The 26,276-nt window shown below is 56.6% G+C and carries 24 protein-coding genes; 20 read left to right on the plus strand and 4 right to left on the minus strand.

What is annotated here, in order from left to right; genetic code table 11:
• Positions 1 to 54 precede the first annotated feature (54 nt).
• From ccoS to FDY93_RS18760, 6 genes are all read left to right on the plus strand, one after another.
• Positions 55 to 282 (plus strand): cbb3-type cytochrome oxidase assembly protein CcoS, encoded by a 228-nt coding sequence (ccoS, locus tag FDY93_RS18735; RefSeq protein ID WP_138237286.1) that lies wholly within the window; start codon positions 55 to 57, stop codon positions 280 to 282.
• Positions 282 to 1,184, plus strand: coding sequence for a sulfite exporter TauE/SafE family protein (locus tag FDY93_RS18740; protein ID WP_138237287.1), 903 nt, complete (start codon positions 282 to 284; stop codon positions 1,182 to 1,184). The genes ccoS and FDY93_RS18740 overlap by 1 nt, the downstream gene beginning before the upstream one ends.
• A gap of 156 nt (positions 1,185 to 1,340) precedes the next feature.
• Positions 1,341 to 2,762 (plus strand): isoprenylcysteine carboxylmethyltransferase family protein, encoded by a 1,422-nt coding sequence (locus FDY93_RS18745; protein ID WP_246068654.1) that lies wholly within the window; start codon positions 1,341 to 1,343, stop codon positions 2,760 to 2,762.
• A 23-nt stretch (positions 2,763 to 2,785) separates the two neighbouring features.
• On the plus strand, positions 2,786 to 4,309 hold the full coding sequence (locus FDY93_RS18750) for a glycosyltransferase family 39 protein (RefSeq protein WP_138237288.1): 1,524 nt from the start codon (positions 2,786 to 2,788) through the stop codon (positions 4,307 to 4,309).
• Positions 4,296 to 4,724, plus strand: a complete 429-nt coding sequence (locus tag FDY93_RS18755) for a GtrA family protein (protein WP_166215256.1) — start codon at positions 4,296 to 4,298, stop codon at positions 4,722 to 4,724. Before FDY93_RS18750 ends, FDY93_RS18755 begins: the two co-directional genes overlap by 14 nt.
• Positions 4,712 to 5,830, plus strand: coding sequence for a glycosyltransferase family 2 protein (locus FDY93_RS18760; protein ID WP_138237290.1), 1,119 nt, complete (start codon positions 4,712 to 4,714; stop codon positions 5,828 to 5,830). Before FDY93_RS18755 ends, FDY93_RS18760 begins: the two co-directional genes overlap by 13 nt.
• Here FDY93_RS18760 and nadC read toward each other — a convergent pair.
• Positions 5,758 to 6,615, minus strand: a complete 858-nt coding sequence (nadC, locus tag FDY93_RS18765) for a carboxylating nicotinate-nucleotide diphosphorylase (RefSeq protein WP_138237291.1) — start codon at positions 6,613 to 6,615, stop codon at positions 5,758 to 5,760. The genes FDY93_RS18760 and nadC overlap by 73 nt on opposite strands.
• A gap of 408 nt (positions 6,616 to 7,023) precedes the next feature.
• Between nadC and FDY93_RS18770 the strand changes: the two genes are divergently transcribed.
• From FDY93_RS18770 to FDY93_RS18800, 7 genes are all read left to right on the plus strand, one after another.
• Positions 7,024 to 9,294, plus strand: a complete 2,271-nt coding sequence (locus tag FDY93_RS18770; protein ID WP_246068655.1) for a DUF1631 domain-containing protein — start codon at positions 7,024 to 7,026, stop codon at positions 9,292 to 9,294.
• 444 nt (positions 9,295 to 9,738) lie between these two features.
• Positions 9,739 to 12,126 (plus strand): DUF1631 family protein, encoded by a 2,388-nt coding sequence (locus FDY93_RS18775; RefSeq protein WP_220446252.1) that lies wholly within the window; start codon positions 9,739 to 9,741, stop codon positions 12,124 to 12,126.
• A gap of 222 nt (positions 12,127 to 12,348) precedes the next feature.
• Positions 12,349 to 12,936 (plus strand): 1,6-anhydro-N-acetylmuramyl-L-alanine amidase AmpD, encoded by a 588-nt coding sequence (gene ampD / locus FDY93_RS18780; RefSeq protein ID WP_138237293.1) that lies wholly within the window; start codon positions 12,349 to 12,351, stop codon positions 12,934 to 12,936.
• Between the two features lie 61 nt (positions 12,937 to 12,997).
• Positions 12,998 to 13,921 (plus strand): regulatory signaling modulator protein AmpE, encoded by a 924-nt coding sequence (gene ampE, locus FDY93_RS18785; protein WP_138237294.1) that lies wholly within the window; start codon positions 12,998 to 13,000, stop codon positions 13,919 to 13,921.
• Between the two features lie 54 nt (positions 13,922 to 13,975).
• Positions 13,976 to 14,977 carry a threonine ammonia-lyase gene (locus FDY93_RS18790; protein ID WP_246068656.1) on the plus strand — a complete coding sequence of 334 codons (1,002 nt, stop codon included), beginning with the start codon at positions 13,976 to 13,978 and terminating at the stop codon, positions 14,975 to 14,977.
• A gap of 229 nt (positions 14,978 to 15,206) precedes the next feature.
• Positions 15,207 to 15,650: a YbhB/YbcL family Raf kinase inhibitor-like protein gene (locus FDY93_RS18795; protein WP_220446253.1), complete on the plus strand. Its 444-nt coding sequence runs from the start codon at positions 15,207 to 15,209 to the stop codon at positions 15,648 to 15,650.
• An 86-nt stretch (positions 15,651 to 15,736) separates the two neighbouring features.
• Positions 15,737 to 17,107: an AmpG family muropeptide MFS transporter gene (locus FDY93_RS18800; RefSeq protein ID WP_138237296.1), complete on the plus strand. Its 1,371-nt coding sequence runs from the start codon at positions 15,737 to 15,739 to the stop codon at positions 17,105 to 17,107.
• Between the two features lie 26 nt (positions 17,108 to 17,133).
• Here the strand turns inward: FDY93_RS18800 and FDY93_RS18805 are convergent, their stop codons facing one another.
• On the minus strand, positions 17,134 to 17,466 hold the full coding sequence (locus FDY93_RS18805; protein ID WP_138237297.1) for an MGMT family protein: 333 nt from the start codon (positions 17,464 to 17,466) through the stop codon (positions 17,134 to 17,136).
• 224 nt (positions 17,467 to 17,690) lie between these two features.
• On the opposite strand from FDY93_RS18805, the gene FDY93_RS18810 reads away from it, so the two are divergent.
• Complete coding sequence (locus FDY93_RS18810; RefSeq protein WP_246068657.1) at positions 17,691 to 18,641, plus strand: DUF481 domain-containing protein; 951 nt, start codon at positions 17,691 to 17,693, stop codon at positions 18,639 to 18,641.
• A 53-nt stretch (positions 18,642 to 18,694) separates the two neighbouring features.
• Positions 18,695 to 19,456 carry an SDR family oxidoreductase gene (locus FDY93_RS18815; RefSeq protein WP_138237299.1) on the plus strand — a complete coding sequence of 254 codons (762 nt, stop codon included), beginning with the start codon at positions 18,695 to 18,697 and terminating at the stop codon, positions 19,454 to 19,456.
• A 52-nt stretch (positions 19,457 to 19,508) separates the two neighbouring features.
• Here the strand turns inward: FDY93_RS18815 and cfa are convergent, their stop codons facing one another.
• On the minus strand, positions 19,509 to 20,684 hold the full coding sequence (gene cfa, locus FDY93_RS18820; protein ID WP_138237300.1) for a cyclopropane fatty acyl phospholipid synthase: 1,176 nt from the start codon (positions 20,682 to 20,684) through the stop codon (positions 19,509 to 19,511).
• Between the two features lie 253 nt (positions 20,685 to 20,937).
• On the opposite strand from cfa, the gene FDY93_RS18825 reads away from it, so the two are divergent.
• From FDY93_RS18825 to groL, 3 genes are all read left to right on the plus strand, one after another.
• Positions 20,938 to 21,417, plus strand: coding sequence for an FxsA family protein (locus FDY93_RS18825; protein WP_138237301.1), 480 nt, complete (start codon positions 20,938 to 20,940; stop codon positions 21,415 to 21,417).
• A 236-nt stretch (positions 21,418 to 21,653) separates the two neighbouring features.
• Positions 21,654 to 21,947: a co-chaperone GroES gene (locus tag FDY93_RS18830; protein ID WP_105104448.1), complete on the plus strand. Its 294-nt coding sequence runs from the start codon at positions 21,654 to 21,656 to the stop codon at positions 21,945 to 21,947.
• Positions 21,948 to 21,994: 47 nt separating this feature from the next.
• Complete coding sequence (gene groL, locus FDY93_RS18835; protein ID WP_138237302.1) at positions 21,995 to 23,635, plus strand: chaperonin GroEL; 1,641 nt, start codon at positions 21,995 to 21,997, stop codon at positions 23,633 to 23,635.
• Positions 23,636 to 23,686: 51 nt separating this feature from the next.
• Here groL and FDY93_RS18840 read toward each other — a convergent pair whose 3' ends face one another.
• A complete protein-coding gene (locus FDY93_RS18840) occupies positions 23,687 to 24,667 on the minus strand; it encodes an integron integrase (RefSeq protein ID WP_138237310.1) in 981 nt (326 codons plus the stop codon).
• Between the two features lie 344 nt (positions 24,668 to 25,011).
• Here FDY93_RS18840 and FDY93_RS18845 point away from each other — a divergent pair, with 344 nt between their 5' ends.
• Positions 25,012 to 25,485 carry a hypothetical protein gene (locus FDY93_RS18845; protein WP_138237303.1) on the plus strand — a complete coding sequence of 158 codons (474 nt, stop codon included), beginning with the start codon at positions 25,012 to 25,014 and terminating at the stop codon, positions 25,483 to 25,485.
• Positions 25,486 to 25,612: 127 nt separating this feature from the next.
• Positions 25,613 to 26,113: a hypothetical protein gene (locus tag FDY93_RS18850; protein ID WP_138237304.1), complete on the plus strand. Its 501-nt coding sequence runs from the start codon at positions 25,613 to 25,615 to the stop codon at positions 26,111 to 26,113.
• Positions 26,114 to 26,276 lie beyond the last annotated feature (163 nt).

A 26,276-nucleotide genomic window follows, 5' to 3' on the forward strand; every position in this document is an offset into this window, starting at 1 on the left:
TGAGGTCCGCCGGGAAAATCCCGCCACCGTCTCTGAAATCGTTTGAGGTAAGTCTTGGACAGTATATTTTTGCTGGTTCCTATCGTTATTTTCTTTATCGCCTGTGCGGTAAAGCTTTTCTTCTGGGCGGTGAACAACGGTCAGTACGATGACCTGGAGACCGAGGGGCGGCGCATCCTGTTTGATGACGATCAGCCGCGGAAATCCGGTATCGACCAGGCGGGGCAGGGGAGCGAGTCATCACCGTCGTCAACTTCGAATGACACCCCGGAGCGGCACTGATGCCTGAGTGGAGCAGCCTCGCAGCGGCCTTGGCCATCGGTTTTTTGGGCAGCAGCCACTGTATCGGCATGTGTGGCGGTATTTCCGGTGCCCTCGGGCTCGCGGTGCCCGGGCAGAAACCCGCCTGGCGACGCCTGCTCGGCTATTCTGCCGGTCGCGTGGCCAGCTACACCCTAATGGGGTTGTTAGTAGGGTTGCTGGGGGCCTACCTGGCAACAGATATTGCCAACAGCCTGGCACCACTGCGCCTGGCCGCGGGTGTGATGTTGATTGCCATGGCATTGTATCTGGCGGACTGGTGGCGTGGGCTGACGCGCCTTGAGCGCGCGGGGGCTGTGCTGTGGCGAGGAATACAGCCGCTGTCGCGCAAGCTCTTGCCGGTCAGTTCCACGCCACAGGCCGTTGCCCTCGGTGCCCTGTGGGGCTGGCTCCCTTGCGGTCTGGTGTACAGCGCGCTCACTTTTGCGCTGGCTCAGGGCAGCGGTGGGCAGGCTGCGCTGTCCATGCTCGCATTTGGGGTTGGTACATTGCCGGCGGTACTTGCGACAGGTTTTGCGGCGACGCGTTTGCGGAATATCGTACGTCGGTCAGGAGTACGCCTTACCATGGCGGCACTGGTGTTATTGTTTGGAATCTGGACCATCTGGGGCGCGTTGGGGCATCAGGGGCACGGTGATCACGGTGCGCACAGTAATCACTCTGCCGGGCACATACATGCGCCAGAACATGATGTCGATCACGATTCTGGTCAGAATTCCGCGCCTCCACACCATTCTGAGCCTGTGGAGCATCATTTTGTACCCGCCAATTCGTCTCAGGAGGAAGAGCGGGATGATCGCCACGGTGGTCATCATCATAACCCGCATCCGGGTGAGAACTCCGGCGCCGGTTCTGCGGACTGAATCCCGCCGTCGTCCGAAGCGTTTTTCGCGGCGTGGCGGATCTCCGACGTTACAGGTACACTGGCGCCTGTGCAATTTCTGGCCTGACCACTTGGGCCGTGAACTCGACTGTACTCGATGTTGCCAGAACGTTGCGAAGTGACAGCTGGATTGGCTATGAAAAAAATAAAAAGCAAATCAGCCGGTGCGAACGGTACCGAGCGTAGAAAATCGACTTCGGAATCCGCAGTAATTCAACGCTGCCCCGATGCCCCCACCAGTATCTGGATCAATCTGTTTGCGCTTGCGGTCTCACTCGCGGCGGTTTACTGGCTGCGCGCCTATGGCCAGGATCTGGAGGTGAAAACACAGGCACTGGTGATCGTGGCACTGGCGCTCGCCCTACCGATCATTGTGCTTGAGTGGTTTTTCCTGAAGCCCTACCGCAACCCGTCCGCAGGGCTGGATTTCGGGCGCAGGAATCACAGCCTGCGCCGCACGGCGGTGAAGCTGCTGGGCTTTTATTTCGCGGTGGGTTCGGTAGCGTTCGTATACTGGCTGTTCCCCGAGTACCACGGCTCCTTCTACGACAACTATTTCTCGGTGGTACGCGCCGTTCTGCCCTGGTGGATGCTGCTCGCGGTGCCATATTTTTACCTGCTTGATGGTGCCATGCACTCGCCTAAAGACAGTTACTGGCAACTTGGCAGTTGGCTGTTGGGCAAGCGCCGGGGTATTTCCGGCAAGGCCATCGGCCAGTTATACCTCGGATGGCTGGTGAAGCTGTTCTTCCTTCCGTTGATGTTCGTGTACATGGGCAATAATCTCGGCACATTGCTGGCCTTTGATTTTTCCCGCCTGCTGCAGAGTTTCAAGGCAGTCTTCGATTTCACCTTCAACTTCCTGTTCTACATCGATCTGCTGTTTGTTACTGTGGGTTATGTGTGCACCTTGCGGCTGTTTGATTCCCATATCCGCACTGCCGAACCCAGCTTTCTTGGCTGGGGGGTGGCGCTGATCGGTTACCAGCCATTCTGGAGTCTGTTCTCCGGTACCTACCTCAAGTACGACGATGTCCCGGCCTGGGGATACTGGTTCTGGAATACTCCGCTGGCGTATGGCATCTGGGGTTCAATTATCCTGCTGTTGATCGCCATGTACGTGTGGGCGAGCATCCCATTCGGAATCCGCTTCTCCAACCTGACCCATCGCGGCATTCTTACCAATGGTCCCTACCGCTATACCAAACACCCGGCTTACATCAGTAAAAATATCTCCTGGTGGATGATCTCCATGCCATTCATGGTGAGTGCCAGTGTGCCTGAAGCTTTGCGACATTCGCTGTTGTTGCTAATGGTGAACTTCATCTATTTCATGCGGGCGCGCACCGAGGAACGCCATCTCTCCTGGGACCCGGTCTATGTCGCCTATGCCAATTACATTGGGGAGCGGGGATTGTTTGCCTGTCTCGGCCGCTGGTTCCCCGTTCTGCGCTTCGGCAACGGGCGTTTGTTCTATCGCGGAGAGGGCGCGCCGCCGCCGGCACCGCTGGTCACCGGGAGTGTTTCCTCAGGTATTGCCGCGTCGGCCAACCCCTGAGCGAAATTGAGGAGTCGTGCCAGATGGTGGGGAATGTTTTGGGGGGGCTGGCCGCAGGTGCGCGACTCTGGTGGCGCGACCGCAGTGCGGGACTTAGCGCCAACGGTGGAGCAGCGGGGGTATTCCTCGGGGTATGGGAGAGGACGCCGCCGGCTGTGCGACGGGTGAATCACCGCTGGTGGACCTACGCCGGGCTCTACCTGCTGATCGCCGTTGGTATCTGGCTGCGGGTGGACCAGGTGTTTACCCACAATCCCATGGACCACATCTGGAGTGACCCGCAGCGTCACTGGGAGCAGGGTACCGAGAGCCTGCGGCGGGACCCCATGACCCTGACCGATCCGGTGATGTACCAGGTCTATGTGGGGGTGCTCGCCAAGCTCACTCTGGGTGAGCCACTGCTTGTGGCTTTTTTTACTGCTTTACTGGCCTGTCTGACGCCCTGGATCTGGTATCGCTTTGCCCGCGAGTTGCTGCCCGGGCGATTGCAGGCGACGGCGGTCTGGGCTGCGCTCTCCCTGTTACCTTCATGGATTGCCATCTACAGCTATTTCATGCAAGAGACGCTGCTACTGCCTCTGCTTGGTACCGCGCTCTATGCTAGCTGGCGCTGCCGGCGCAAACAGACACTGGCGAGCTTTCTCCTGATGGTCACCGTGTGGGCGCTGGCGGGACTGACCCGCGGTATTGCCATTCCTCTGGCGGCGGTGGTGGCCACCTGGTTGTGGCTGGTGCAGTCGCAGAAACTCGCCAAGGCCGGCTACAGCCTGCTGTTACTCGGGCTGTTGATGGGGCCACTGGCCTACCGCAGTTACGCCGCCATGCATATGGTCTCACCCCACGGCATTGGACAGCTGGTAGCGCTGTACCTGCGTTCCGGCAAACGGGAAATTCGTGTGCATTACAGCCGCGAAGGGGCGCAGTGGAATTACTGGTTCGGATCTCCCTCCACCGGCGAAAAACCGTTGGCACCGCTCAGTGACTGGACCACGTCCCGCGAAGGCCAGGTGCACGCGCGTATCCGCATTGAGAACGGCGTCGAAGACTGGGATCGCGCTCTGGCGCGATATCCCTGGACGGTAGAGCGCTACCTGACGCTGACCGGGGAGAACCTGATCTACCTGTTTTTTGGCTCTTCGTGGCCGGATAACAATCGCGAGCGCTGGCTGGAAGCGGTGAACCACCAGAGCCGCTGGCTGTGGGCTCCGTTGACCCTGTTGCTGCTTGTGGGCACGGTGCTCTGTTGGCGCCGGCTGCGGGGTGCACGCCTGTTTGCGGTGCTGCTGATGACCTGGATTCTGGTGCAGGGGCTGCTCCCTGTTGCGGTCAACGAAGGGCGTTACCGCAAGCCCGCGGAAGGGATGTTGCTGACTCAGGCCATTTTGCTGGCCACTGTCCTTCGCCGCCGCACGCGACGGCGGAGTGACAGTGAAGTCGAAGCGCCGCTGTGGCAGACACCAGGTTCGACCGCGAAAGCAGGGCTGCCAGCTGCCGCCGAGGTCTGGGTGGCGGATGAGCGGCGGGAAAGAAATGATGCAGTCGTCTGATTCCGCGATCAGCACATCCCGGTGGTTGCGACAACTGCTGGGTAGAGCGGGGCGCTTTACCCTGGTGGGGGGATTAGCCACACTGGTCCAGTACCTGCTGCTGGTGGTTTTGGTGGAGCTGGCCGCGATGGCTACGGTGCTGTCGTCCGCGCTTGCGTTTACACTTTCCGCAGCGCTCAACTATTTGTTGAACTTCTATTTCACCTTCGGCGGTGGTGCACGCCACCGGCAGGCACTGCCCAAATTCGTGGCAGTCGCGACCATCGGGCTCGCCACTAACACCCTGTGTTTTTCCCTGGCACTGCTGTTGTTGCCCTATCTGCTGGCGCAGCTGGTCGCCACGCTGATCACACTGATCGGCAACTTTCTCCTGCATCAATTCTGGATCTACCGGGAGTCCCAATGGAATTCGTAACTGAAGCTGATCTATTGGCCCCCTCGCTGGCCATCGTTGTCCCTTGCTACAACGAGGAGGAGGTGATTGCGGATACCACTGCGGAATTGCTGAAGACATTGGAGAATCTGGCGTCGGAGGGGCGAATCTCGGCGACGTCGAAAATCTATTACGTCGACGATGGCAGTCGCGATGCCACCTGGTCGATGCTGGAAAAGATCGCGCGTGACGATAACCGCGTTGTGGCGGTAGCACTCTCGCGTAACCGCGGTCATCAGAATGCACTGTACGCTGGTCTTTCGCAGACCCAAGAAGACATGGTGGTGAGTATTGACGCGGACCTGCAGGATGGGCCGGAGAATATCACCGCCATGGTAGACGCCTTCCGCGCCGGCTTTGAGGTGGTATTTGGGGTGCGTGAAGAGCGGGGCACGGATACTTGGTTCAAGCGTATGACAGCGGAAGGTTACTACCGGCTGATGCAGCGCCTTGGCGTGGATCTGGTGTTCAACCACGCCGACTTTCGCCTGATGTCGCGACGCGCGGTAGATACCCTGCTCGAGTACCCTGAAACCAACCTGTTTCTGCGCGGCATGGTGCGCGAACTCGGATTTCGCTCCACCACGGTTGCCTATGCGCGCAGACCGCGTATGGCAGGTGAGAGCAAGTACCCGCTGCGGCGGATGCTGTCGCTGGCGTGGAGGGGAGTAACGGCGTTCTCCATTGCACCGCTGCGGGCGATCACCCTGCTTGGGTTGGTGTCCGGTGGGTTGGCACTGGGGTTGATCGCCTGGGTGTTGTTTGTAAAGGTTTTTTCCAGCTCTGCCGTGCCCGGTTGGGCATCTATCATGGTGCCGGTATTGTTTATCGGCAGTGTGCAGCTGCTCTGCCTTGGGGTGATCGGAGAGTATCTGGGCAAAATCTACGAAGAGGTGAAGCGCCGCCCGCGGTTCCATCTGCGGGAAGTGGTGGGTGCCGACCCGGTCTCTGATGTCGGAACGGGCGGTTTACTGTCGGGGATGCCGCGGGCGCATCGGGGTGTCGGATTTCCTGATTATTCCGACAGCAATCGCAGGGACAGATCGATAGCGCGCAGGTGCTTGGTCAGGCTGCCGGAGGAAATGTAATCCACCGCGAGCCCTGCAAGCTGCTTCAGTCGCGCTTCATTCACACTGCCAGAAATTTCGATTTTTGCGCGGCCGCGCGCGAGTGTTAGTGCCTGTGCGGTCATGTCATCGGTGAACTCGTCGAGCATGATCACATCGGCGCCGGCATCCAGTGCCTGTTGCAACTCCTCCAGGCTTTCCACCTCTACTTCCACCAGGGCGCCGGGCTTGATTCGATGCGCCTGACTTACCGCTTTGTCAATTCCGCCGGCAGCGGCGATATGATTTTCCTTGATCAAAAAAGCGTCATAAAGGCCGACGCGGTGGTTGTGGCAGCCGCCACACAGCACCGCATATTTCTGCGCGGTGCGCAGACCCGGAATGGTCTTGCGGGTGTCGAGAATACGGATTTCGGAGTCCGCGGCCAAAGCCGCATACTCTGACGCCGTTGTTGCCGTACCGGACAGTGTCTGTACAAAGTTTAGTGCACAGCGCTCGCCGGTCAGGATCGAGCGCGCGGTGCCGCATAGCTCAAACAACGTGCTGCCAGCTGCGACCCGGTCCCCATCCTGCACGTACCACTGCAACTGGAGCGCCGGGTCCAGCTGCCGAAACACTTCCTCTACCCAGGGCCTTCCGCAGAACACGCAGTCCTCTCGGGTAATTACCCGCGCGCGCGCCTGGCGCTTCGGTGGAATCAGCTGTGCAGTGATATCGCCATCGCCGATGTCTTCCGCCAATGCGACTGTCACGGCTCTCTGGATATCCTGTTGCAGATTGGGGATAGCGGCGTCGGCGGGAGTCATAGGGAACCTCGGCTAGGTTAGTCCGACGCAAAGGGCGGCCGGATATTGCGGCTGGCAATACTAGCAAATTCGCAGGGTGGGCCAGAAGCGAATTGGCGGTTGTACTCGGATTATTATTTTCCGCCGACTCGCGCATGCGGGGGCTGTGACTACTGTCGCAAAATGGTTCGCGCGAGCGATGCAGCGGTTGTGCTGCCCGCGCGTAAGTCCGTAGAATCGAGAGTTGACCAGAATAGGTCGTTTCGCGCGGCTGTTCCGCTCTCCCGTAACCCTACCAGCGGCAATGTTGTGGTTGCCACATGGCGAGCGTTAGGCGCAGAAAATAAGACATCAGGTCCGCAGGCGGTTTCCCAGAACTTCTGCGGTTGCATCACCCGGCTGCCCGACGGGGCCACCGGCCGAGGCTAAATGGCAATGACAGACTCCAACAACGTGGTATCCATTCAGGGTTTACAACGGGAGCCGCGCGAGAACAAGAGAGGCGCCAGTCTTCCCGCGCCAGTGGTCGCAGTGCGCGAAAAGGCTCGTTCTCTGCTCGCCGAGCAGGTCAAGTTACTGTTTGCCAAAGTGGACGACTCACTTTTCGCCATGGCGGAAAAAGCCCACGGCCAGGAGGAGCAGGACGGCCTGTTCCAGGCGCTGCGTCTGCTGCGGGTGGAGCGGCGCAAGGTGGTGGACCAGTTTGCAGACAATGTGGCGCGCGCATTCCTGGTGCGGGATTCCTCCGAAGACGGGCGTGAAGATCTGTATTCGGCCGATAACCTGTCATTGGTGCACAACGACGACCTCGAACAGCTGGTCGCGGTGGACACCATGGTCGCCAATGCCAAGCGGGATTTTGCCGAGCCGCTGACCGAAATATCCCTGCGGCTCAATACCCTGCTATCTGTCAAAATCTATGACAAGAACAACCCTCTAGGCCCCGACGCTATCTGCGATGCATTCGTCGAGGCGTCGCGCCCGCTGAACCTGCATATCCGTGCCCGCCTGACCCTGCTGAAAAAATTCGAGCAGGTTGTCATGCTCAATCTGGGAAAAATCTACGACCAGTGCAATGACCTGTTTGTAGAGCAGGGTGTATTGCCCTCGCTCAAGCAGCAGCGCCGCGCCGCGCGTCAGCAGCAGCGGCCTGCCGCCAGCACATCGGTGCCACACTCGGGCGCGCAACCCGCCGGACCGGCGGCATTGGGGGGCAGTGTTACCGCAGCGGGTTACGGGCTGCTACCGGTGAATTCTGGTGTTGCTCCCATGGCGGCTCAGGATCTGCTTTCTCATCTCGGCGCTCTACAGAGCCACCTGCCTGGCAGCTACAGTGACGGTGGCATTCAGTTGCTGAACGTCAACAGTCTGCTTCAGGAGCGTCTGGTTGACGTGCGCCAGTCGGCGGCGCTTACCAAGGTCGACAGCGACATTATCAAGCTGGTGGAAATGCTGTTTTCGTTCATCCTCGAAGACCGCAATCTCGCCGAGCCAATCAAGACCCAGCTGGGGCGTCTGCAGTTGCCGTTACTCAAAGTGGCCATTGCCGACAAATCGTTCTTCAGCAAAGGAGGCCATCCCGCCCGCAAGCTTCTGAATGAGCTGGCGGACGCCTGCACCGGATGGCAGGCAAAAGATAATTATGAGTCCGACCCGCTGTTCAAGAAGGTCAGTGAGGTGGTCGCCCGGGTGTTGGCGGAGTTTGATCAGGACATCAATGTCTTTTCCTTGCTGTTGGAGTCCTTTCGCGAGTTCATTGAACGCGAGCGTAAGCGCGCCCAGAAACTCGAACAACGTATCGTGGACGAGGCCGATGGTCGCGCCAAAACCCAGGCCGCGCGCGCGCGGGTGGCTGCCGTCATGGATGCCCTGGTGGCAGAGCGGGATCTGCCGCCGGTGGTCACTGAGTGGCTGAACAAAGTCTGGTCCAACATGCTGTTCCTGAGCTGTATCAAGGACGGTACCGACAGTGAAAGCTGGAGCCGTGATGTGCGCACTGCGAGAGATCTGGTGTGGAGTGTGCATGCGCCGATGCCGGAAAGTCGCAAGCAACTGCAGGGACTCTTGCCTGCGTTGCAGGAGCGCCTAAAAGTGGGGGTGGAGGCAGTGTCGCTCAACTCGTTTGAAGCGCGACGCATGTTTGCCGGCCTCAAAGATGTATACCGTGAACGCTTTGCGCTGGCACAGCGCATTACTGAAGAGCGCGCCCGCCTGGCCCGCGAAGAAGCGCGTGACGAGGTGCGAGAGCAATTGCGCGATGAGGTGCTTGAGGAGGTTCGCGCTGCCTCGCAAGTTGCTCAGGCTGAGGTGCAAGAGGTCGTCGAGCTTCCGCAGATGGAAGAGCTGGAGCAGGTGGTTGCCGAGGTCGAACTCAAGGTACAAACAGCGGAAACCGAGGCGGTGCCCGAGAATGATTCCTACTGGCAGCAGACCTTCCGTCTCGCCCAGGGCAGTTGGTTCGAATTGAAGCGGGGAGGCGAAGAGCAATTCCGTTGCCGTTTGGCGGCGGTGATCAAAGATATCGATCAGTTCATCTTCGTCAATCGCAACGGCGCCAAGGTGGCAGAGTTCACCCGTGTGGAGCTGGCGCAGGCATTGCGAGCGGCACAGCTGCTGCCACTGGATGACGGCATGCTGTTTGAGCGCGCGCTGCAGTCTGTTATTGGTACTGTGCGCAAGTCCCGTGGAGAAATGCACTAACGGTCTTCCGATATATCTCGACGTTTAAACCCTTTCGGCGGCTTTTCATACAGTCGCCGCATATTGTCGCGGAATACTCCCAGGGCGGCGAAGCGCAGCAACCTGCCGCCCCTGAGCCCCCTCCGTGCGTGACTTTCCTGACTTGTCAATAAAATCCTGATTTATACACTCCAAGTGACCAAAAATGGCCCTTTTTGGTACTTGTGTGTCGTTTATGTTTGCCGGATATTGCGCAAAAGTTCCGCTTATATCGATGGCCATCCTCTGCGAGGCGTCGTTTGGGGGCCGGCAGTACTCCGTTACGGTTTTGCACCTGATGCGCTTGTCCGGCAGGTGGAATGTCTTTTTGTCTGCCGCGGAGTATTGGGGGGCGCAGTAAACGCCTCTGCGGTGGAAGTACTCAGATCAATTGCCAGGAGGGCAGCTGGGGTGAGCATGGACGATATGGAAAGAGATAATAAAAAGCTATTTGTCATCGACGGTGGTGCTTCGGATGACGACAAGAGAATGACAAATGGCAATCGAAAAAACCGCGCGAATCTCCGTACATCGGCGCCGCGACAATTGTCCAAAACTGTGAATCTCGTCAATCAGAAAGCAATTCAGTGGCTGCAGGCCCGGGCGGAAGAAGTATTTGCCCAGGTGGACGATTCCCTGTTCAGCATGGCCGAAAAGTCCCACCAGCAGGAAGAGCAGGATCGCCTGTTTCTGGCGATTCGCGCTATTCGAGGGGCGCACAGAAAACTGTTGAGCGATTTCTGCGGCGGTGTGGAAGAGCGATTTCACGCTCCGCGCAACGATATCCCGGGGGAGGGCTTTGAGCGCGATCCATCCTCTGCGCTGCCTCCCTTGTCGCTACTCAATGACGACGATCTGGAGCAACAAGTGGCCATTCGCACCATGGTGTCGAATGTCCAACGGGACCAGGCGGAATCCATTGCGTCGCTGTCCCTTCGCCTCGACACGCTGTTGCCTGGCAAAATTTACGGCGAAAACATGCCCCTGGGCCCGGCAGCCATCTGTGCCGCCTTTGCCGATGCGCTTGATGATGTAGATATCTTATTGCGCGCGCGCATGACCGTGTTCAAGAAGTTCGAATTGCAGCTGGTCAACCGCCTGGGAGAACTGTATGAGATCTGCAACAACCTGTTGATTGAGCAGGGGGTGCTGCCCGCAATCGAGGACTCGCTGCACCGCCGCAGTCGTCAGGGGCGAGTACCCGGCTCCCCGGGCGTCGTCGACGCGCATACTCCTGAGCAGTCTGCCGCAGTGCGGGAGGGCGCGCTGGTTGCGGGCGGCGGTGCCACCGGCCACGGCAATTTCATTGCGGGGTTAATGCCTCTGGGGTCTGGTGCTGCCCCAATGGCAACACCGGCGTTGTTGCAACATCTGGGGCAGTTCCAGATGTCCTTGCCAGTCCAATCCGGTGCAATGGGTGAGTTGGTGAATGTTACCGAGCTTATCCAGCAGAGTCTTGTCGCCAGTAAGCAGAGCGCCTCGCTGCACGAACTGGACGGCGAAGTGATCCGTCTGGTAGACATGCTGTTTTCGTTCATGCTGGAAGACCGCAACTTGGCGGAACCCATCAAGGCGCAGTTGATCCGCCTGCAGTTGCCCATGTTGAAGTTGGCGGTGGCGGATAAGGCATTTTTCAGCAAGAGTGGACACCCGGCTCGGCGTTTGCTGAACGAGCTGGCCGATGCCGCGATTGGCTGGCAGCCCGGTGAAAAATATCTCGACGATCCCTTGTATCATGAAATTTGCGCCATCGTGGATGGTGTGTTGTCGGAATACGGTGAAGATGAGCAGGTGTTTGCCCGGCTGTTGGAATCCTTTCGCGAATTTTCAGCGCGTGAGCGCAAGCGGGCCGCGGTTATGGAGCGGCGCACCATTGATGAGGCCCGGGGTTCCGCCCGAGTAGAGGCGGCCAAGGCCCGGGTGGCTGCGGTATTCGATGCGCTCACCGCGGAACGTAAGCTGCCTAAAGTTGTGCACGAATGGCTGGACCGGGTTTGGGGCAGCGTGCTGTTTCGGACCTGTCTGAGAGACGGGACCGACAGTGGTTCCTGGCGCCAGCATGTGTTGACCGCGCGCGACCTGATTTGGAGTGTGGCGGCGCCAATGCCTGAGAGCAGCGCTAAAATGCGTCAGTTGCTGCCGGATCTTAAAAAGCGGTTGGAAGAGGGGGCGCAATCACTGTCTCTGAGCGGTGGTGATCTCCAGCGCTTGCTGGGTGGGCTCGAGGCACTATACCGGGAGCGGCAGAAACTCGGTGAGCGTGTGGAGTCCGAGCGCGAGCGCCGTATCCGCGAGCGCCTGGTCCAGGAATTGCGCCGGGAGGCGGACAGCGTGTTGGCCATACCGGTGGCGGATGGCGTGACTTCTGCCGCCACGCAAGAATTTGATGTGTTGGCCGTAAGGTTGGACGATACACGTGAACTGCCTTCCACTCAGAAGGCTCTCCCCGCAGTTGAAGAAATCCAGCAGGTGGTCACCAAAGCCAGTGTGACCAGATCCGGCGGTCTGACCGCACTACCCGAGAATGACGACTACTGGCTGCAGACCTACCACCTCAAAGACAGCTGGTTCCTGCTGCGGCAGCTGGAAAAATTGCCGATACGGTGCCGCCTGGCGGCGATCATCTCTGACTTGGACCAATTCATGTTCGTCAATCGTCAGGGGGCCAAGGTGGGTGTTTACTCTCGCCTGGAACTTGCCCATGCCTTGCGCGATGAGGAGTTACTGCCGTTGGAACAGGGGCCTCTGTTTGAGCGCGCGCTGCAGCATGTGGTGGGAAGTAGTGGTGAAAGCCGACTCGCCATCAGCGTTTGAAGGCCGCCTCCCTATTATCGGAAGGCTGTAACGGGCAGCGGATAGCAAAGCAGTCCCGGATGCGTTACATATGCGGCATTGCGGATGGGGTTCGGCGATTTCTGATGTTGCGCGCGCGCTTGGCCGTGGTGGTGTGGGCCTGCAGAATCGGATATTGCCAGTGGCAGTTGGTACGTTGCTTCCATAAAATGTACTCTGCTTAATTCCAGCGGAGTCGCGTTTGTGAAATATCAGGTCCAGTCCGGCTGGTTGTCCGGCGCACGTCGCTTGCCGAGCCCACACTGCAACAGCCGCCCGGAAAGCTCAGCTGTGGATCTCCTGGTCATTCACAGCATCAGCCTGCCGCCAGGGCAGTACGGCGGGCCCTACATTGATGACTTCTTCCTCGGGCATCTGGATGTAGATGCACACCCCTATTTTTCTGAAATCGCCAGTCTGCAGGTGTCTGCACATTTGCTGATTGACCGCAATGGTCATGTTACCCAGTATGTCCCGCTCTCCGAGCGCGCCTGGCATGCGGGGCAGTCCGTATTTTGTGGCCGGGAAAACTGCAATGATTTCTCCATCGGTATCGAGCTCGAAGGGCTGGATACCGACACTTATACAGAGGCACAGTACGAGTCCCTGGCTGAGGTGACGCTGGCGATCATGGATGCCTACCCGCTGATCGACAAGTCGCGCATCACTGGTCACTCGGACATCGCGCCAGGAAGAAAATTGGACCCTGGTCCAGGGTTCGACTGGGCTCTGTACTTCGAAAAACTGGATCGACTGATGGAAGCCGGCTCATCGGGCGCCGGCGCTCGCTGATGGAAGTTGTACCGTCCATTGATCGACCAATCAAATAATCAGAAATTGAAGCGGGGGTAGTATGGCGCTTTTGATCGTACTTTTGGCATTGGGGCTGGTGCAGATCTGGGGTTCCGGCGGACCTGTGCATCGGGACGGCTGGTTTGTCCACTGGCAGCAACTCATCTACCGGCGCGCGCTGGTACGCGACAGGCCGGGAATCGGCTTTGGTCTGCTGGTACTGGGGCCCGCACTGCTGATGGCATTGTTGCTGGTCGCGGCGGAGTCGGTGCTCGGCGGTATCGGTCTTTTGCTGGTGAGTGTCCCGGCACTGCTGTACAGCTTCGGGCGCGGCAATTTCAATGGCGCGATGTCCGGTTATCTGCGGAGTTGGTATCAGGGGGATATGGACGCTGCCAAAGCCGCTGCTGAGCCGTTGCTGGCGCCGGGAGATATGGCAGAGGTCTCATCGGTAAGCGATCCGCAGGTCTTGCATCAACTGGTATTTCGCGCCGCTGCATATCGCGCATTTGAACGCCTGTTCGCCGTGCTGTTCTGGTTCCTGCTGCTTGGTATTCCGGGCGCGATTCTGTACCGACTGAGCCGGCTTGCGGTAGACACTTTGGCGCTGGAGGGTACTGACACACAGGCGTCTCCCATTCCCGTAGCGGACCGGGAATTGGCCGTGCGCTGGCTGTGGCTTATCGAGTGGTTGCCGGTGCGGGCCGTGGGGTTCACCCTGGCAATCGTTGGCAATTTCGCCGGTTGTTACCGGGTATGGCGTGAACACTTGACGTGCCGGGAAAGTCGAACCGAAGATATTCTGGAGAATTATCTTGAAGGTGCTCTGGGTGGAATCGACAGCAGTGAATGCAGCGCAGGCGCAATGGTGAGCGAGGGGCAGCGCCTATGTGGTGCGGAGCTCGAAGCCATGCAGGGCGTGCTCTCCCGTGCGCTGTTGATGTGGCTGACGGTGATGGCGTTGGCTGTGCTGTTTGGCAGCTAACGACACAAGCTCTTGGACACTTTGATTTCCTGAAATCTGCGCATTGAGGATTACGTGACCGATACCGACAGCCCGCCGTCTGATCTGCCTTCGGCAGCGGACGTGTTTACCGCCGCTGAACGCCTGTATGGGTGGATTCACCGTACGCCATTGATGACGTCTGCAAGTATCAATCAGTGGCTCGGGGCGGAAATCTATTTCAAGTGCGAGCATCTGCAGAAAGTGGGGGCCTTCAAGGCACGGGGTGCGGCCAACGCGGTACTGCAGCTGCCGGCGGGCACGGAAATGGTTGCCACGCACTCCTCTGGAAATCACGGCGCGGCGCTGGCCTGGGCTGCAGCTGAGCGGGGCATTCGCTGTACTGTGGTTATGCCGGACAACGCGCCTGAGGCCAAGAAAGCCGCTGTGGCCGCATACGGTGCAGACATCATCTACTGCGCCCCCACGCTGGCGGCGAGGGAGGGCGCACTGGCAGAGCTGGTGGCGAAGACTGGCGCCCATGTGGTACCGCCATTTGATGATGCTCACATCATTGCGGGGCAGGGCACTGTGGCGCAGGAAATTGTGGGTCAATGCCGTGAGCGGGGTTTCTGCCCGGATCTGGTTGTCGCCCCGGTGGGAGGTGGTGGACTACTGGCAGGTATCGCCCTGGCTATTTCCGCAATGGCCCCGGATATCAAGGTGCTCGGCGCTGAGCCCGCAGGTGCGGACGATGCCCAGCGCTCACTGCGTAGCGGCGTGCGGGTCACGGAGCAGGTTCCCGAGACCATTGCGGACGGTTTGCGCACGACGCTGGGAGTGCGCAATTTTGCCGTGATCCGCGAGCACGTTAACGACATCGTGACGGTGTCGGAGGCGGGAATTCGATTGGCTCTGGCGTTGTTGTGGCACCGTACGAAGCAACTGGTAGAGCCTTCGGCCGCGGTGGGACTGGCGTCTGTAATCGAACACGGAGCACGCTTTCGCAATAAACGAGTGGTTGTGGTGCTGAGTGGGGGAAATATGGATCTCGCGGCAGTGGCAGGTTTGCTGACCGATCCAGAGAATGACCAATAGTGAACGGCACTTGGAGGGCGGGATGAAACGCGGTGATATTTTCTTTGTGGCGCGGCTGGAACCTGGACGTGCGGCGCGATGTGTTAGGTGGTCTGCTGCTACACTGTGTGCAGTTGTATCCCGGTTTGCGGCTGTTCTGCTGTTGCTGCCACTGCTTGCGCCTCTGGTTGCGCATGCGGATGTTAAAAAGTTTACGCTGGCATCAAAAACCTTTGTCAACGGTGCGCGTATGCAGCCCGCACAGCTGTACTTTGGCTTTGGCTGCAGTGGTGAAAATATATCCCCGGAGCTGCACTGGCACGGCGCGCCAGAAGGCACTCGCAGTTTTGCGTTGACGGTACATGACCCGGATGCACCTACCGGCAGTGGCTGGTGGCACTGGATCGTATTCAATATCCCGGCGGATATGAATTCACTGCCGGAAGGGGCGGGAGATCCCAAATCAGGACTGATTCCTGAGGCGATTCAGAGCCGCACCGATTTTGGCAGCTCAGGTTATGGTGGAGCCTGCCCGCCGGAGGGACACGGCGACCACCGTTACCAGTTCCGGATCTACGCGCTCAAAGTTGACCAGTTGCCATTGGACGAGAACAGCCCGGCAGCCATGGTGGCTTACTACGTGAATGCCAACAAGCTGGCTGAGGCGCAGCTGGAAGTCATTTATGGCCGTTGATCCCGTCCCCGGGAGCCGCCGTCGTTGATCTGCCGGGTTAGGCCGCTGGTTGTCTGCCACATACAGGAAGGATGTAGAACTCGCCCATGCAGCAAAATAAAATGACCTGGGGAGAGGCACTTGAGGTTTATTCACGCCCAAAAGTGCTGGCCATGTTTTTCCTGGGGATATCCGCTGGTCTTCCGCTCCTACTGGTTTTTTCCACACTGACGGCGTGGTTGCGCGACTACGGTGTCAGCCGTACCACGATCGGGTTTGCAGCCTGGATTGGCATTACCTTTTCCATCAAGTTTGTATGGGCGCCGGTGATAGACTCACTGCGTATCCCGTTCGTTACCAACCTCATGGGTAAGCGGCGCAGTTGGATGCTGGTATCTCAGATTGGCATTGCCGCAGGATTGTTTGCGATGAGCCGGATCAACCCGCAGCTTGCGCTCCCCGCGATTTTTGGGTTTGGTGTACTGGTGGCGTTCTGCTCGGCGTCTCAGGATGTGGTGATTGACGCATTCCGAATCGAGGCGATGGAGAAGCAGTATCAGGGCGCCATGGCGGCAATGTACGTGTTTGGCTACCGGGTGGCGTTGCTGATTGCCGGGGCGGGCGCTCTGTTTATTGCAGAGTACGCCAACTGGAGCATTGCCTATATGTCCATGGCGGCGCTGATGCTTGTCGGTATCGTCACCACACTGCTGGTATCTGAACCTGACCATCAAAAGACGCGCGCTCAAGGAGAGGAGTTTCAACACGAGTGGGTGGACCGCGTACTGGGAAGTGGTAAACACAGCAGAATCAGTGAGTGGTTTGTGCGCTCTGTTGCGTGCCCGTTTATCGATTTCTTTGAAAGGAATGGTCGTTTTGCGATCGTACTGCTGCTGTTCATCGGTATCTACCGCGTCAGTGACATTGCCATGGGGGTCATGGCGAATCCCTTCTATTTGGACCTCGGTTTTAGCAAGGACGATATCGCCCAGATCGGCAAGCTGTTCGGCTTTGTCTGCACCATGATCGGAGCCTTTCTGGGCGGCGCTATGGTTGTGCGGTACGGCATCCTACGCCCACTGATACTGGGCGCGGTGATGGTTGCCGCAACCAACCTGCTATTTGCGCATTTGGCCACTCTGGGTGCGGATAAAACCTGGCTGGCCATTGCGATCAGTGCAGACAACATCAGCGCAGGCATTTCCAACTCGGTATTTATTGCTTTTCTTTCGAGTCTGGTCAATCAATCCTATACCGCGACCCAGTACGCGCTGTTCAGCTCCTTGATGACGCTGCCGGGCAAATTTATCAGCGGTTTTTCCGGCATCGTCGTGGATGCTGAGGGGTATTACTCCTTCTTTATCCTCGTGGCCATTCTCGGTATTCCTGCTGTTCTGCTGTCCATCTATATCTGGTACCGCTACAAGGATGAGGAAGCGGCGAATGCCGCAGAAAAAAGGGAGACACTGCAGAGTTAGCCACACTTGAGGAACCGGGGCGATGGCTAAAGTTCTTTTTCTTGCGGCCAGAGATAAATCCCGAGATCCACCTTTCCGTTCATCAAGGTGATTCCTTCCGCTTCAAGCCGTTTCATCTGTCTTTGGGCACCGGGCTCGGGCAGAGAGATTTTCCCTTGCGCATTCAGCACCCGGTGCCACGGCAAGCGGGTATCTTTAGGCAATTTGCGCAAAGTTTGTCCCACAAGGCGAGCCGCCCTCGGTAATCCGGCCAGCTCCGCGAGGCGTCCGTAGGTGACAACCCGGCCCGACGGGACCTGTGCAAGTGCAAGGCAGATGCGACTTGTGGCATCATTGGCCTCGCTTTTGATTTTCCGCATTGTACTGGTCCCTGAAGTCTTAACAGTTTCATTTCCAGATTTATTGCGCACTTTCAGCTAATAACTCCAGGCTATTTAAAGGTTGTTTCGTGCATTCTGATGTATCCAGAACGTTAGTTTCCAGAACTTTCCGCTTTTTTTCCTCAGTTCTCCGCCCGCTATCCACGGCGCTGTTGACTGTCGCACTGTTGACCACTGCTGCTTCAGAGGTCAGTGCGGGTGTATTGAGCCTCGCGAACGGAGACCGGATTTACGGCGAGCTCGTGGTAGTGGAGCGCGATCACGTGGTGTGGAAATCGGAAACCTTCGGAGATATTACTGTAGAGAAAGGCAAAATCCTGTCTCTGGAGACCGATAAGGATCTGAAAATAGCCGGCAGGGATGAGCCCTGCGCCTTGGCTGGACACCGTCGCGAACAGTGGGAGCTTTACTGCGATGAAGGCGACGGCTGGGTGATGGACTTTCCCGCCATTGATCATGCAGAACCCTATGTCAACTTTGTGGGCGACCCGATCGTATTCCGCGGTAACGTGGCGGCATCCGGAGTGTTCGAGAATGGAAACCGCGAGCGAGAGGATTGGGATATCAACGCCAATTTTGATGTTCGCAATGGCGACTTTCACCATCTGGTGGGTACCCAGTACCAGAACCAGAACAGTGCCGACGTGGATAATCTGGAAAAATATCGTTTCAACTATGATCTGCGCTGGATCTTTTCCGAGAAATGGTTTGCCGCCGGCAACAGCGCCTTCCTGCATGAAGAAGCACGCAATCTGGATCTTAGTACCACTGTGGGTCTCGGCCTTGGTTACCTGTTTTTCGATACGGACAAATCTGCATTTTCTATCCAGGGGGGTATGAGCAGCGTAAAGGACGAGTTCATAGACCCCTCTCTGAGTGAAACGTCCGACAAGCGTTATGCGGCGGGCCGTACCGCATGGGATTTTCGCTACAAATTCGAACTGGGCCCCGAGGTGTATTACAACCAGGAACTGCTGCAGTCACTGGATCGTAGCGCAGATTATCAGAGCAATGCGGAAATCGGAGTCCGGACCCCGCTCGTGAAAGGCATTTTGATGGAAGTGAAATACGCTTGGCAGTATGACAATACGCCATCGCTCGACAGTGCAAAAGAAGACACAAAAATGACCGTCGGTGTAGGCTATTCCTGGTAAGACGACAAAAAGAACTACCGGAAGCTGCACGATCATTCAATTTAGAGGGCGCTATGCAGGTTGCACACAGTGTTATCGCTATTACCGGAGCTGGTCAGGGCCTCGGTCGATCTATGGCCGTTTATCTTGCCGAGCGTGGCGCACGGCTTGCGTTGCTCGATGTTAATCAGGCCGGTCTTGACGAGAGTGTTGCCGCCTGCGTCGGCATCGGTGCTGAAGCGCGCAGTTATGTGGTGAATGTCGCTGAGGAAGAGGCTGTTGATCGCACCTTCGCGGCGATCGCAGAGGATTTCGGTGGGTTGCATGTACTGGTGAACAACGCCGGAATCATGCGGGACGGTATGCTGCTCAAGGTGAAAGATGGCAAGGTGACCGAGAGGATGTCGTTGGCGCAGTGGCAGTCGGTAATTGATGTGAATCTGACCGGAGTGTTTCTCTGCACCCGCGCGGCCGCGGCCATTATGGCGGAGCGGGGTGAGGGCGGTGTGATTGTCAATATTTCCAGCGTTTCGCGCGCCGGCAATATGGGGCAGACCAATTACTCGGCCTCCAAGGCGGGCGTTGCCACTATGACCGTGACGTGGGCTCGGGAACTCGCGCGCTACGGTGTGCGGGTTGCTGCCATTGCCCCTGGATTTATCGGTACTGATATGGTGGCGCAGATGCGCCCGGAAATTCTCGACAGCCTGGTGAAACAGGTGCCGCTGCGACGTATCGGGGAGCCCGCGGAAATCGCCAGCACCGTGGCCTTTATCATCGACAACGATTACATCAGTGGGCGTGTTATCGAGGTGGATGGCGGCGCGAGAATGTAGTTCATTGCTGGCACTTCGCGCTTGTCTTCCAGAGATGCCCGCGGTGCGGGCTTCAGCACACCCTGACCACGCCGCCGTGACGGCGGTCAGAAAGTATCCACTGCCACAACTGTATATGGCGGGCTCGGAACGCACCGGCGCAGGAAAGTAGATAGTAGCGCCACATACGATAAAACTCCGGCCCATATCGGTCTGCGAAACGCTCCCAGCTGTTTTCAAAGTTCTGATGCCAGGACATCAGGGTTCTATCATAGTCGCAACCGAAATTGTGCAGGTCTTCCACCAGCAGGAGGCTTTCCGCAGCTTCGCAGATCTGGCTGTTGGCGGGCAGGTCCCCGTTGGGGAAAATATATTTTTCGATCCAGGGATCGCAGGTGGTATGGCGCAGGTTCTTGCCGATGGTGTGTAGTAATAGCAGACCGTCAGGGTCTAGGCAGCGTTTCGCGACCTGCATGAACGTGCGGTGGTTATGGCGACCAACATGTTCAAACATACCGACACTGGCGATGCGATCGAATTTTCCGCTGAGCTTGCGGTAATCCATCAGTTCGACACGAATAGGGAAGTTGGCGTAGTGCTCGTCGACAAACTGTTTTTGTTCGCGGGAAACTGTTACCCCCACGCACTCAACGCCATAGTGCTCTGCGGCGTAGCTGACGAGACTGCCCCAGCCGCAACCGATATCCAGTAAGCGCATGCCCGGTTGCAGGTCGAGTTTGCGACAAATCAGATCGAGCTTTGCCGCTTGTGCCTGTTCCAGATTTTCGGCGTCCTTCCAGTAGCCACAGCTGTATGTCATCCGACTGTCCAGCATTGAACGGTAGAAATCGTTGCCGAGGTCGTAGTGATGTTCGCCCACCTGAAACGCCCGGCGCTGGCTCTGCAGATTGATGAAATAGCTGCGCGCGACTCGCCATAGATGGCGAAATGGTTTGATCTGGTTTTGCAGATCTGCCCGTAGGAGTCGGTAGAAGAACTCGTCCAGCGCGATACAGGACCAGTCTCCACGCATATAGGTTTCACCGAGGCCCAGACTGTGGCGGGCGACAATTTCATCCAGAGCCCGGGTTTGATGCAGTTGTATATCCCAGGGCCGGTCGCCATTTATTCTGATGTCCGCAGCCCGCAATAGCTCAGCCAGCAGGTGTGTTGCATAGGAACTCGTTGTTGCGCTGGACTTGGTGCGCGCCTTCTTTCGCGGGTTGTTGGTAACGGTGTCGCTTTCCATATTTCCGTCTCTCCTATCACTGCCGGAACCAGCTGGCAGCTGATTCCGTGTCATTGTGGATAAGGGTTCGGTAGCGCGGATTTGCGCGTCACACAGGGGAGTGGCTACACTGCGAACCCGATGACTTGCGCCGATTTCCCCATACTGTGGGTTCTGCGCGTTTTCCCGTTAAGCATATTAGAAATACCGGAATTCGCCGGTATTCAACACAGGGGCAGCGCCTAGGCGCGGTACACCTGGGGAGCCCAAGACCATGCGTCCACTGTTGATACTGTTTATCCTCCTGCCGATTCTCGAAATATGGCTGTTGATCTCTATTGGAGACGTAGTTGGCGCATTGCCCACCATTGGTCTGGTTCTGTTGACCGCGGTTGTGGGGGTGGCGCTGCTGCGTCATCAGGGAATTTCCACCCTAATGCGCGTTCAGGACAAGATGCGCGCGGGGGAGGTGCCCGCGCGGGAAGTAGCGGAGGGTATTTTCCTTGCGGTTGGTGGAGTGCTATTGCTCACCCCGGGTTTTATCACCGATACGCTGGGGTTCATCTGCCTGATTCCGGGGTTGCGTCAGCTGGTGCTCGGGAAACTGCTCGGTCGCATCATTGTAGTCCGGCCTGGTTACGGCCCAGGAGGAAATGGACCGGAGCAGGGAGGAGGAAATATCATTGATGGTGACTATCAGCGGGAGGGGAGAGATCAAAAATCGAGTAAAAACTCCGGGGGCGACAATCACTAATTCCGTAGATTTGCCTGTTTTTTGCGCTACTCCATCTCCGGCTGGTGTTAGTTGCAGATTTTTTCCCAGTTTTTTTCCTACCGCCGTTGAAATCCCTCCGCTCGGCCCTTAGATAGCCTGCACCTCAAGTTTTTGCCCCGGTGCAGTTGATGCAGTGGGGCTGGTCCCACGACCGGATAAGGGCGTGGATTCCACTTGTTATTGCAACCCCAAATAACTCAATGGAGAGCCAATCCATGAAAATTCGTCCTTTACACGACCGCGTCGTAGTACGCCGTAAGGAAGAAGAAGCCAAATCCGCCGGCGGTATCGTTCTGCCGGGCGCTGCAAAAGAAAAACCGAATCAAGGCGAAGTGGTTGCCGTGGGTGAAGGCAAGCTGCTGGACAACGGCGATGTACGCGCCTTGTCCGTAAAAGTGGGTGACACCGTGGTGTTCGGCCGTTACGCCGACAGCAACACCCTCAAGGTGGACGGCGAAGAGCTGATCATCATGAGCGAAAGCGACATCTACGGCGTTCTGGAAGGCTGATAAGCCTCCTGAACCTTCATCGCACACAGAATTGAGGAAATAAGATCATGGCAGCTAAAGACGTAAAATTCGGTGATGACGCCCGTCAGAAAATGCTGAACGGTGTAAATATCCTGGCCAACGCGGTAAAAACCACCCTGGGCCCGAAAGGCCGCAACGTGGTACTGGACAAATCCTTCGGTGCCCCGACCGTAACCAAAGACGGCGTTTCCGTGGCTAAGGAAATCGAACTGAAAGACAAGTTCGAGAACATGGGCGCACAGATGGTGAAAGAAGTGGCGTCCAAGGCTTCCGACACCGCTGGTGACGGCACCACTACCGCTACCGTACTGGCACAGGCCATCGTGACCGAAGGCCTCAAGTCAGTAGCCGCTGGCTTCAACCCGATGGACCTGAAGCGCGGTATCGATAAAGCCGTTGCTGCAGCCGTCGAGCACATCGCCAGCCTGGCCACCCCCTGTGAAGACAGCAAGTCTATCGCCCAGGTTGGTACCATCTCCGCCAACAGCGATGAGCACGTGGGCACCATCATCGCAGAAGCGATGGAAAAAGTAGGTAAAGAAGGCGTAATCACCGTTGAAGAAGGTTCCGGCCTCGAGAACGAGCTGGACGTGGTTGAAGGTATGCAGTTTGATCGCGGCTACCTGTCTCCATACTTCATTACTAACCAGGAAAACATGACTGCCGAGCTGGATAACCCATTCATCCTGCTGGTAGACAAGAAAATCTCCAACATCCGCGATCTGCTGCCGCTGCTGGAGCAGGTAGCCAAGGCCTCCAAGCCGCTGCTGATCATCGCAGAAGACGTGGAAGGTGAAGCGCTGGCTACCCTGGTTGTGAACAGCATGCGCGGTATCGTGAAAGTAGCTGCCGCCAAGGCTCCGGGCTTCGGCGATCGCCGCAAGGCCATGCTGCAGGATATCGCTATCCTGACCGGCGGTACCGTGATCTCCGAAGAAGTCGGCCTGGAGCTGGAAAGCGCCACTCTGGAGCACCTGGGTACCGCCAAGCGCGTCACCCTGTCCAAAGAGAACACTGTGATCGTCGACGGTGCCGGCAACGTTGCTGACATCGAAGCGCGCGTCAAGCAGATCCGTGCCCAGATCGAAGAGTCCTCTTCCGACTACGACAAAGAGAAACTGCAAGAGCGCGTAGCCAAACTGGCTGGCGGTGTTGCCGTGATCAAGGTTGGTGCTGCCACCGAAGTCGAAATGAAAGAGAAGAAAGCCCGCGTTGAAGACGCCCTGCATGCGACTCGTGCTGCGGTAGAGGAAGGCGTTGTTCCCGGCGGCGGTACCGCTCTGGTGCGCGCTACCCAAGCGATCAAGGTCGTCGGCGACAACGAAGACCAGAACCATGGTATTGCCGCTGCTCTGCGTGCAATGGAAATGCCGCTGCGCCAGATCGTTGCCAACGCCGGCGAAGAAGCTTCCGTTGTTGTCGACAAAGTGAAGCAGGGCGAAGGCAACTTCGGCTACAACGCCGCTACCGGTGTGTACGGCGACATGCTGGAAATGGGAATCCTGGACCCGGCCAAGGTTACCCGCTCTGCATTGCAGGCGGCTGCTTCCATCGCCGGCCTGATGATCACCACCGAAGCCATGGTTGCTGATATTCCGGAAGATAAGCCCGCAATGCCTGATATGGGCGGCATGGGCGGTATGGGTGGCATGGGCGGCATGATGTAAGCCGGCCTCCAGCCAAACAAAAAACCCCGCTTTGCGGGGTTTTTTTATGGCTTAGTCCAGTGGGCTGACCACACCGCGCTCATGCACACCAACGACATGGGTGTAAATCATGGTGGTATTGACGTCGCTGTGGCCTAGCAGTTCCTGAATGTTGCGTATATCGGTACCTTTGGACAGCAGGTTTGTCGCGAATGAGTGCCGGAACGTATGGCAGCTTGCTTTCTTACGGATGTCGGTAGCCCTCAATGCCGCTGCCACCGCCCTGCGAACTTGTTGTTCACCGATATGATGGCGGCGAATGGTATCACTGCGGGGGGCCTTCGCTCTCTCCGGAGCGGGAAACACATACTGCCAACCAGGGCTTATTGCGGCATTGGGATACTTTTTGGCAAGGGCTCCAGGCAAATACACTTCGCCATACCCTTCCTCCAGATCACGCTTGTGTAATGCTAGCGCGAACTCGACCTGGGTCTGCAATGGCTGCAAAAGGGAACGCGGCAATATCGTTCGCCGCCACTTATCTCCTTTGCTTTCACGAACAAACAAGCATTGGTGGCCGAAATCCACATCCTGAACTCGCAATCGGACCGTTTCCATCACGCGTAGACCAGAGCCATACATAAGACTGGCGGCGAGTTTGTGGTGGCCCTGCATATTCGCAAGGACCGCTATGGCTTCCTCATGGGTAAATACTACCGGGAGCCGTTTCCCTTTACTGGTTCGCACAAACTGCAGATCGCCCAGATCAACATTCAAAAACTGCTTGTACAAAAAAACAACAGCGTTGAGTGCTGTTTTCTGAGTGTTGACAGAAACCGCGCGACGATTAGCCAGATAGCCAAGCCATTCATCGACTTGCGTCTTTCCCAACTCTTCCGGACGCTGCATACCATTAAACCGGATAAAGTCCTTCACCCAAAGGCAGTAGGTCTTCTCCGTTTTGTAAGCAAGATGCCGTGAACGAATAAACGCCCTGAAGCAATCCATAAACCTGCTGGGATGAGTGGGCAGGGGAATCGGAATATCATCCATCATGCAGTCCTTTGCATCCAAATTTTGACTGTATTTATATACAGTATATTCGCTAATGTTGACTGAAAGTCAACACGTATTTCACACACGTCGACCACTATTTCGCACGGTAGCGTTGAGGTAGTGGAAAATGATATATATATCAATAAGTTAACGTTGGTTCCGCAAAGCGAAATAGTAGCCGTGGCGACCTATTTTGAGTTTGGGTAGTGGAGGTGGGAGCAAATTTAAGCCATTGGCCCAGCTTGGATTTTTTTGGCTTTTGGCATTAAATGGCTTATGGAATAGAATCCATTGAATAGCAGCCCTCGGGGCTACGATTAAAATGTTAGCGAGTAAGAAGTATGAAGATCATTATCGGCATTATATTGGCATGTTTTCTTTCTCGTTATGCTCATGCATGTTCATTTGCACCGGGTTACCAAAAATTTTTGATGGCTCCTTCAATCTATAGAAAGGATGCTAAACCCGAAGCTCCAAAAATTACGGTAAAGGAAATTAGGCGAGGGGAAAAAGGCGATCCAGGAATGTGCGCAGACGCCGGCATCCTTGTTTTAAAAATAGAGAATTTTAAGCTGAATACGGGTTACTCGTTCACTATTGAGAATGGCGTCGCAGAAGATAGTATTTTCCCAGAAGACTACATCGCACCTGTTCCAGGCTCTCGAGAGTTAATGTTCGTTTGGTTGGATGGAGCTTCATATTTCCAAGAGCCTATTGAGCTAAAGGTTAAGGTTGTAGCTATTTCTTTGGGCGGAACTGAAAGTCAGCCTAGCTATGTCAAAATCGAAGACCCCGGTAGGCCCAAATATCGCTAACAAAGCAATGCAGCCGACGTCTTACTTTGTGCACTTTTTGCACGGTCGCTGCGCTCCCATTTTCGTGCAAAAAGTGCACAAATTAAGCCGCGCCTGATTGCGGCGTTAGAGTTCAAGAGGAGACCGTGTGATTTTCTACCTTCCCATATATAAACAGAGCAAAGAAGAGTTCAACGATTTTGTAGCTAGCAAAGCGCAGAAGGAAATTGACAACATATCGCTACCTGAAAACGGCGGTAGTGTTCCCGATCGCCTGCAGATTCAAATTCGTTCTAGGCTTCAAACAGAATATGGCTGCAGCTGGGAACAGAATCGTGCAGTTGGTTGGGTTAAAGTTGCACGTGGAAAAGGTGGTTTTTCTTTTTTTATTGCTAAATCCGATAAACTTAAAAGTAAATCACCCAAAAAAGTTTTCTCACTTATTGAGCCAAATGTAATACCTGGATCTTGGCATGTCATTGATTTTTCCAAGTGTAAAAATGGTGAAGAAGTATTGGGTAAGTTTAAAGAGGTTCTCGCAGGCTTTGTCGAAGAGGGTGATTTCAAAGGTTGTTTCGTAGATTTATCCCAAATACAAGAAATCCACAAGTTTGTAGATTGGCCAGGTCTTATAGCAAGTGAACTCTAACAAGGCCATGAACTTCGCGCCTATCGGCGCCGGACAGCCTACGCTGCGCTCCGGCTGCCGGTTATGGCAACGTTATGGTGCCGGTCGGTAAAAATTAGTGTTTGTGTTGCTGGTATTTCTGCGCATTGTTTTGGGAATCCAGTACACGGCTTTTATGCCAGTC

The sequence above is a fragment of the Microbulbifer harenosus genome (assembly GCF_005771435.1).
GTDB lineage: Bacteria > Pseudomonadota > Gammaproteobacteria > Pseudomonadales > Cellvibrionaceae > Microbulbifer > Microbulbifer harenosus.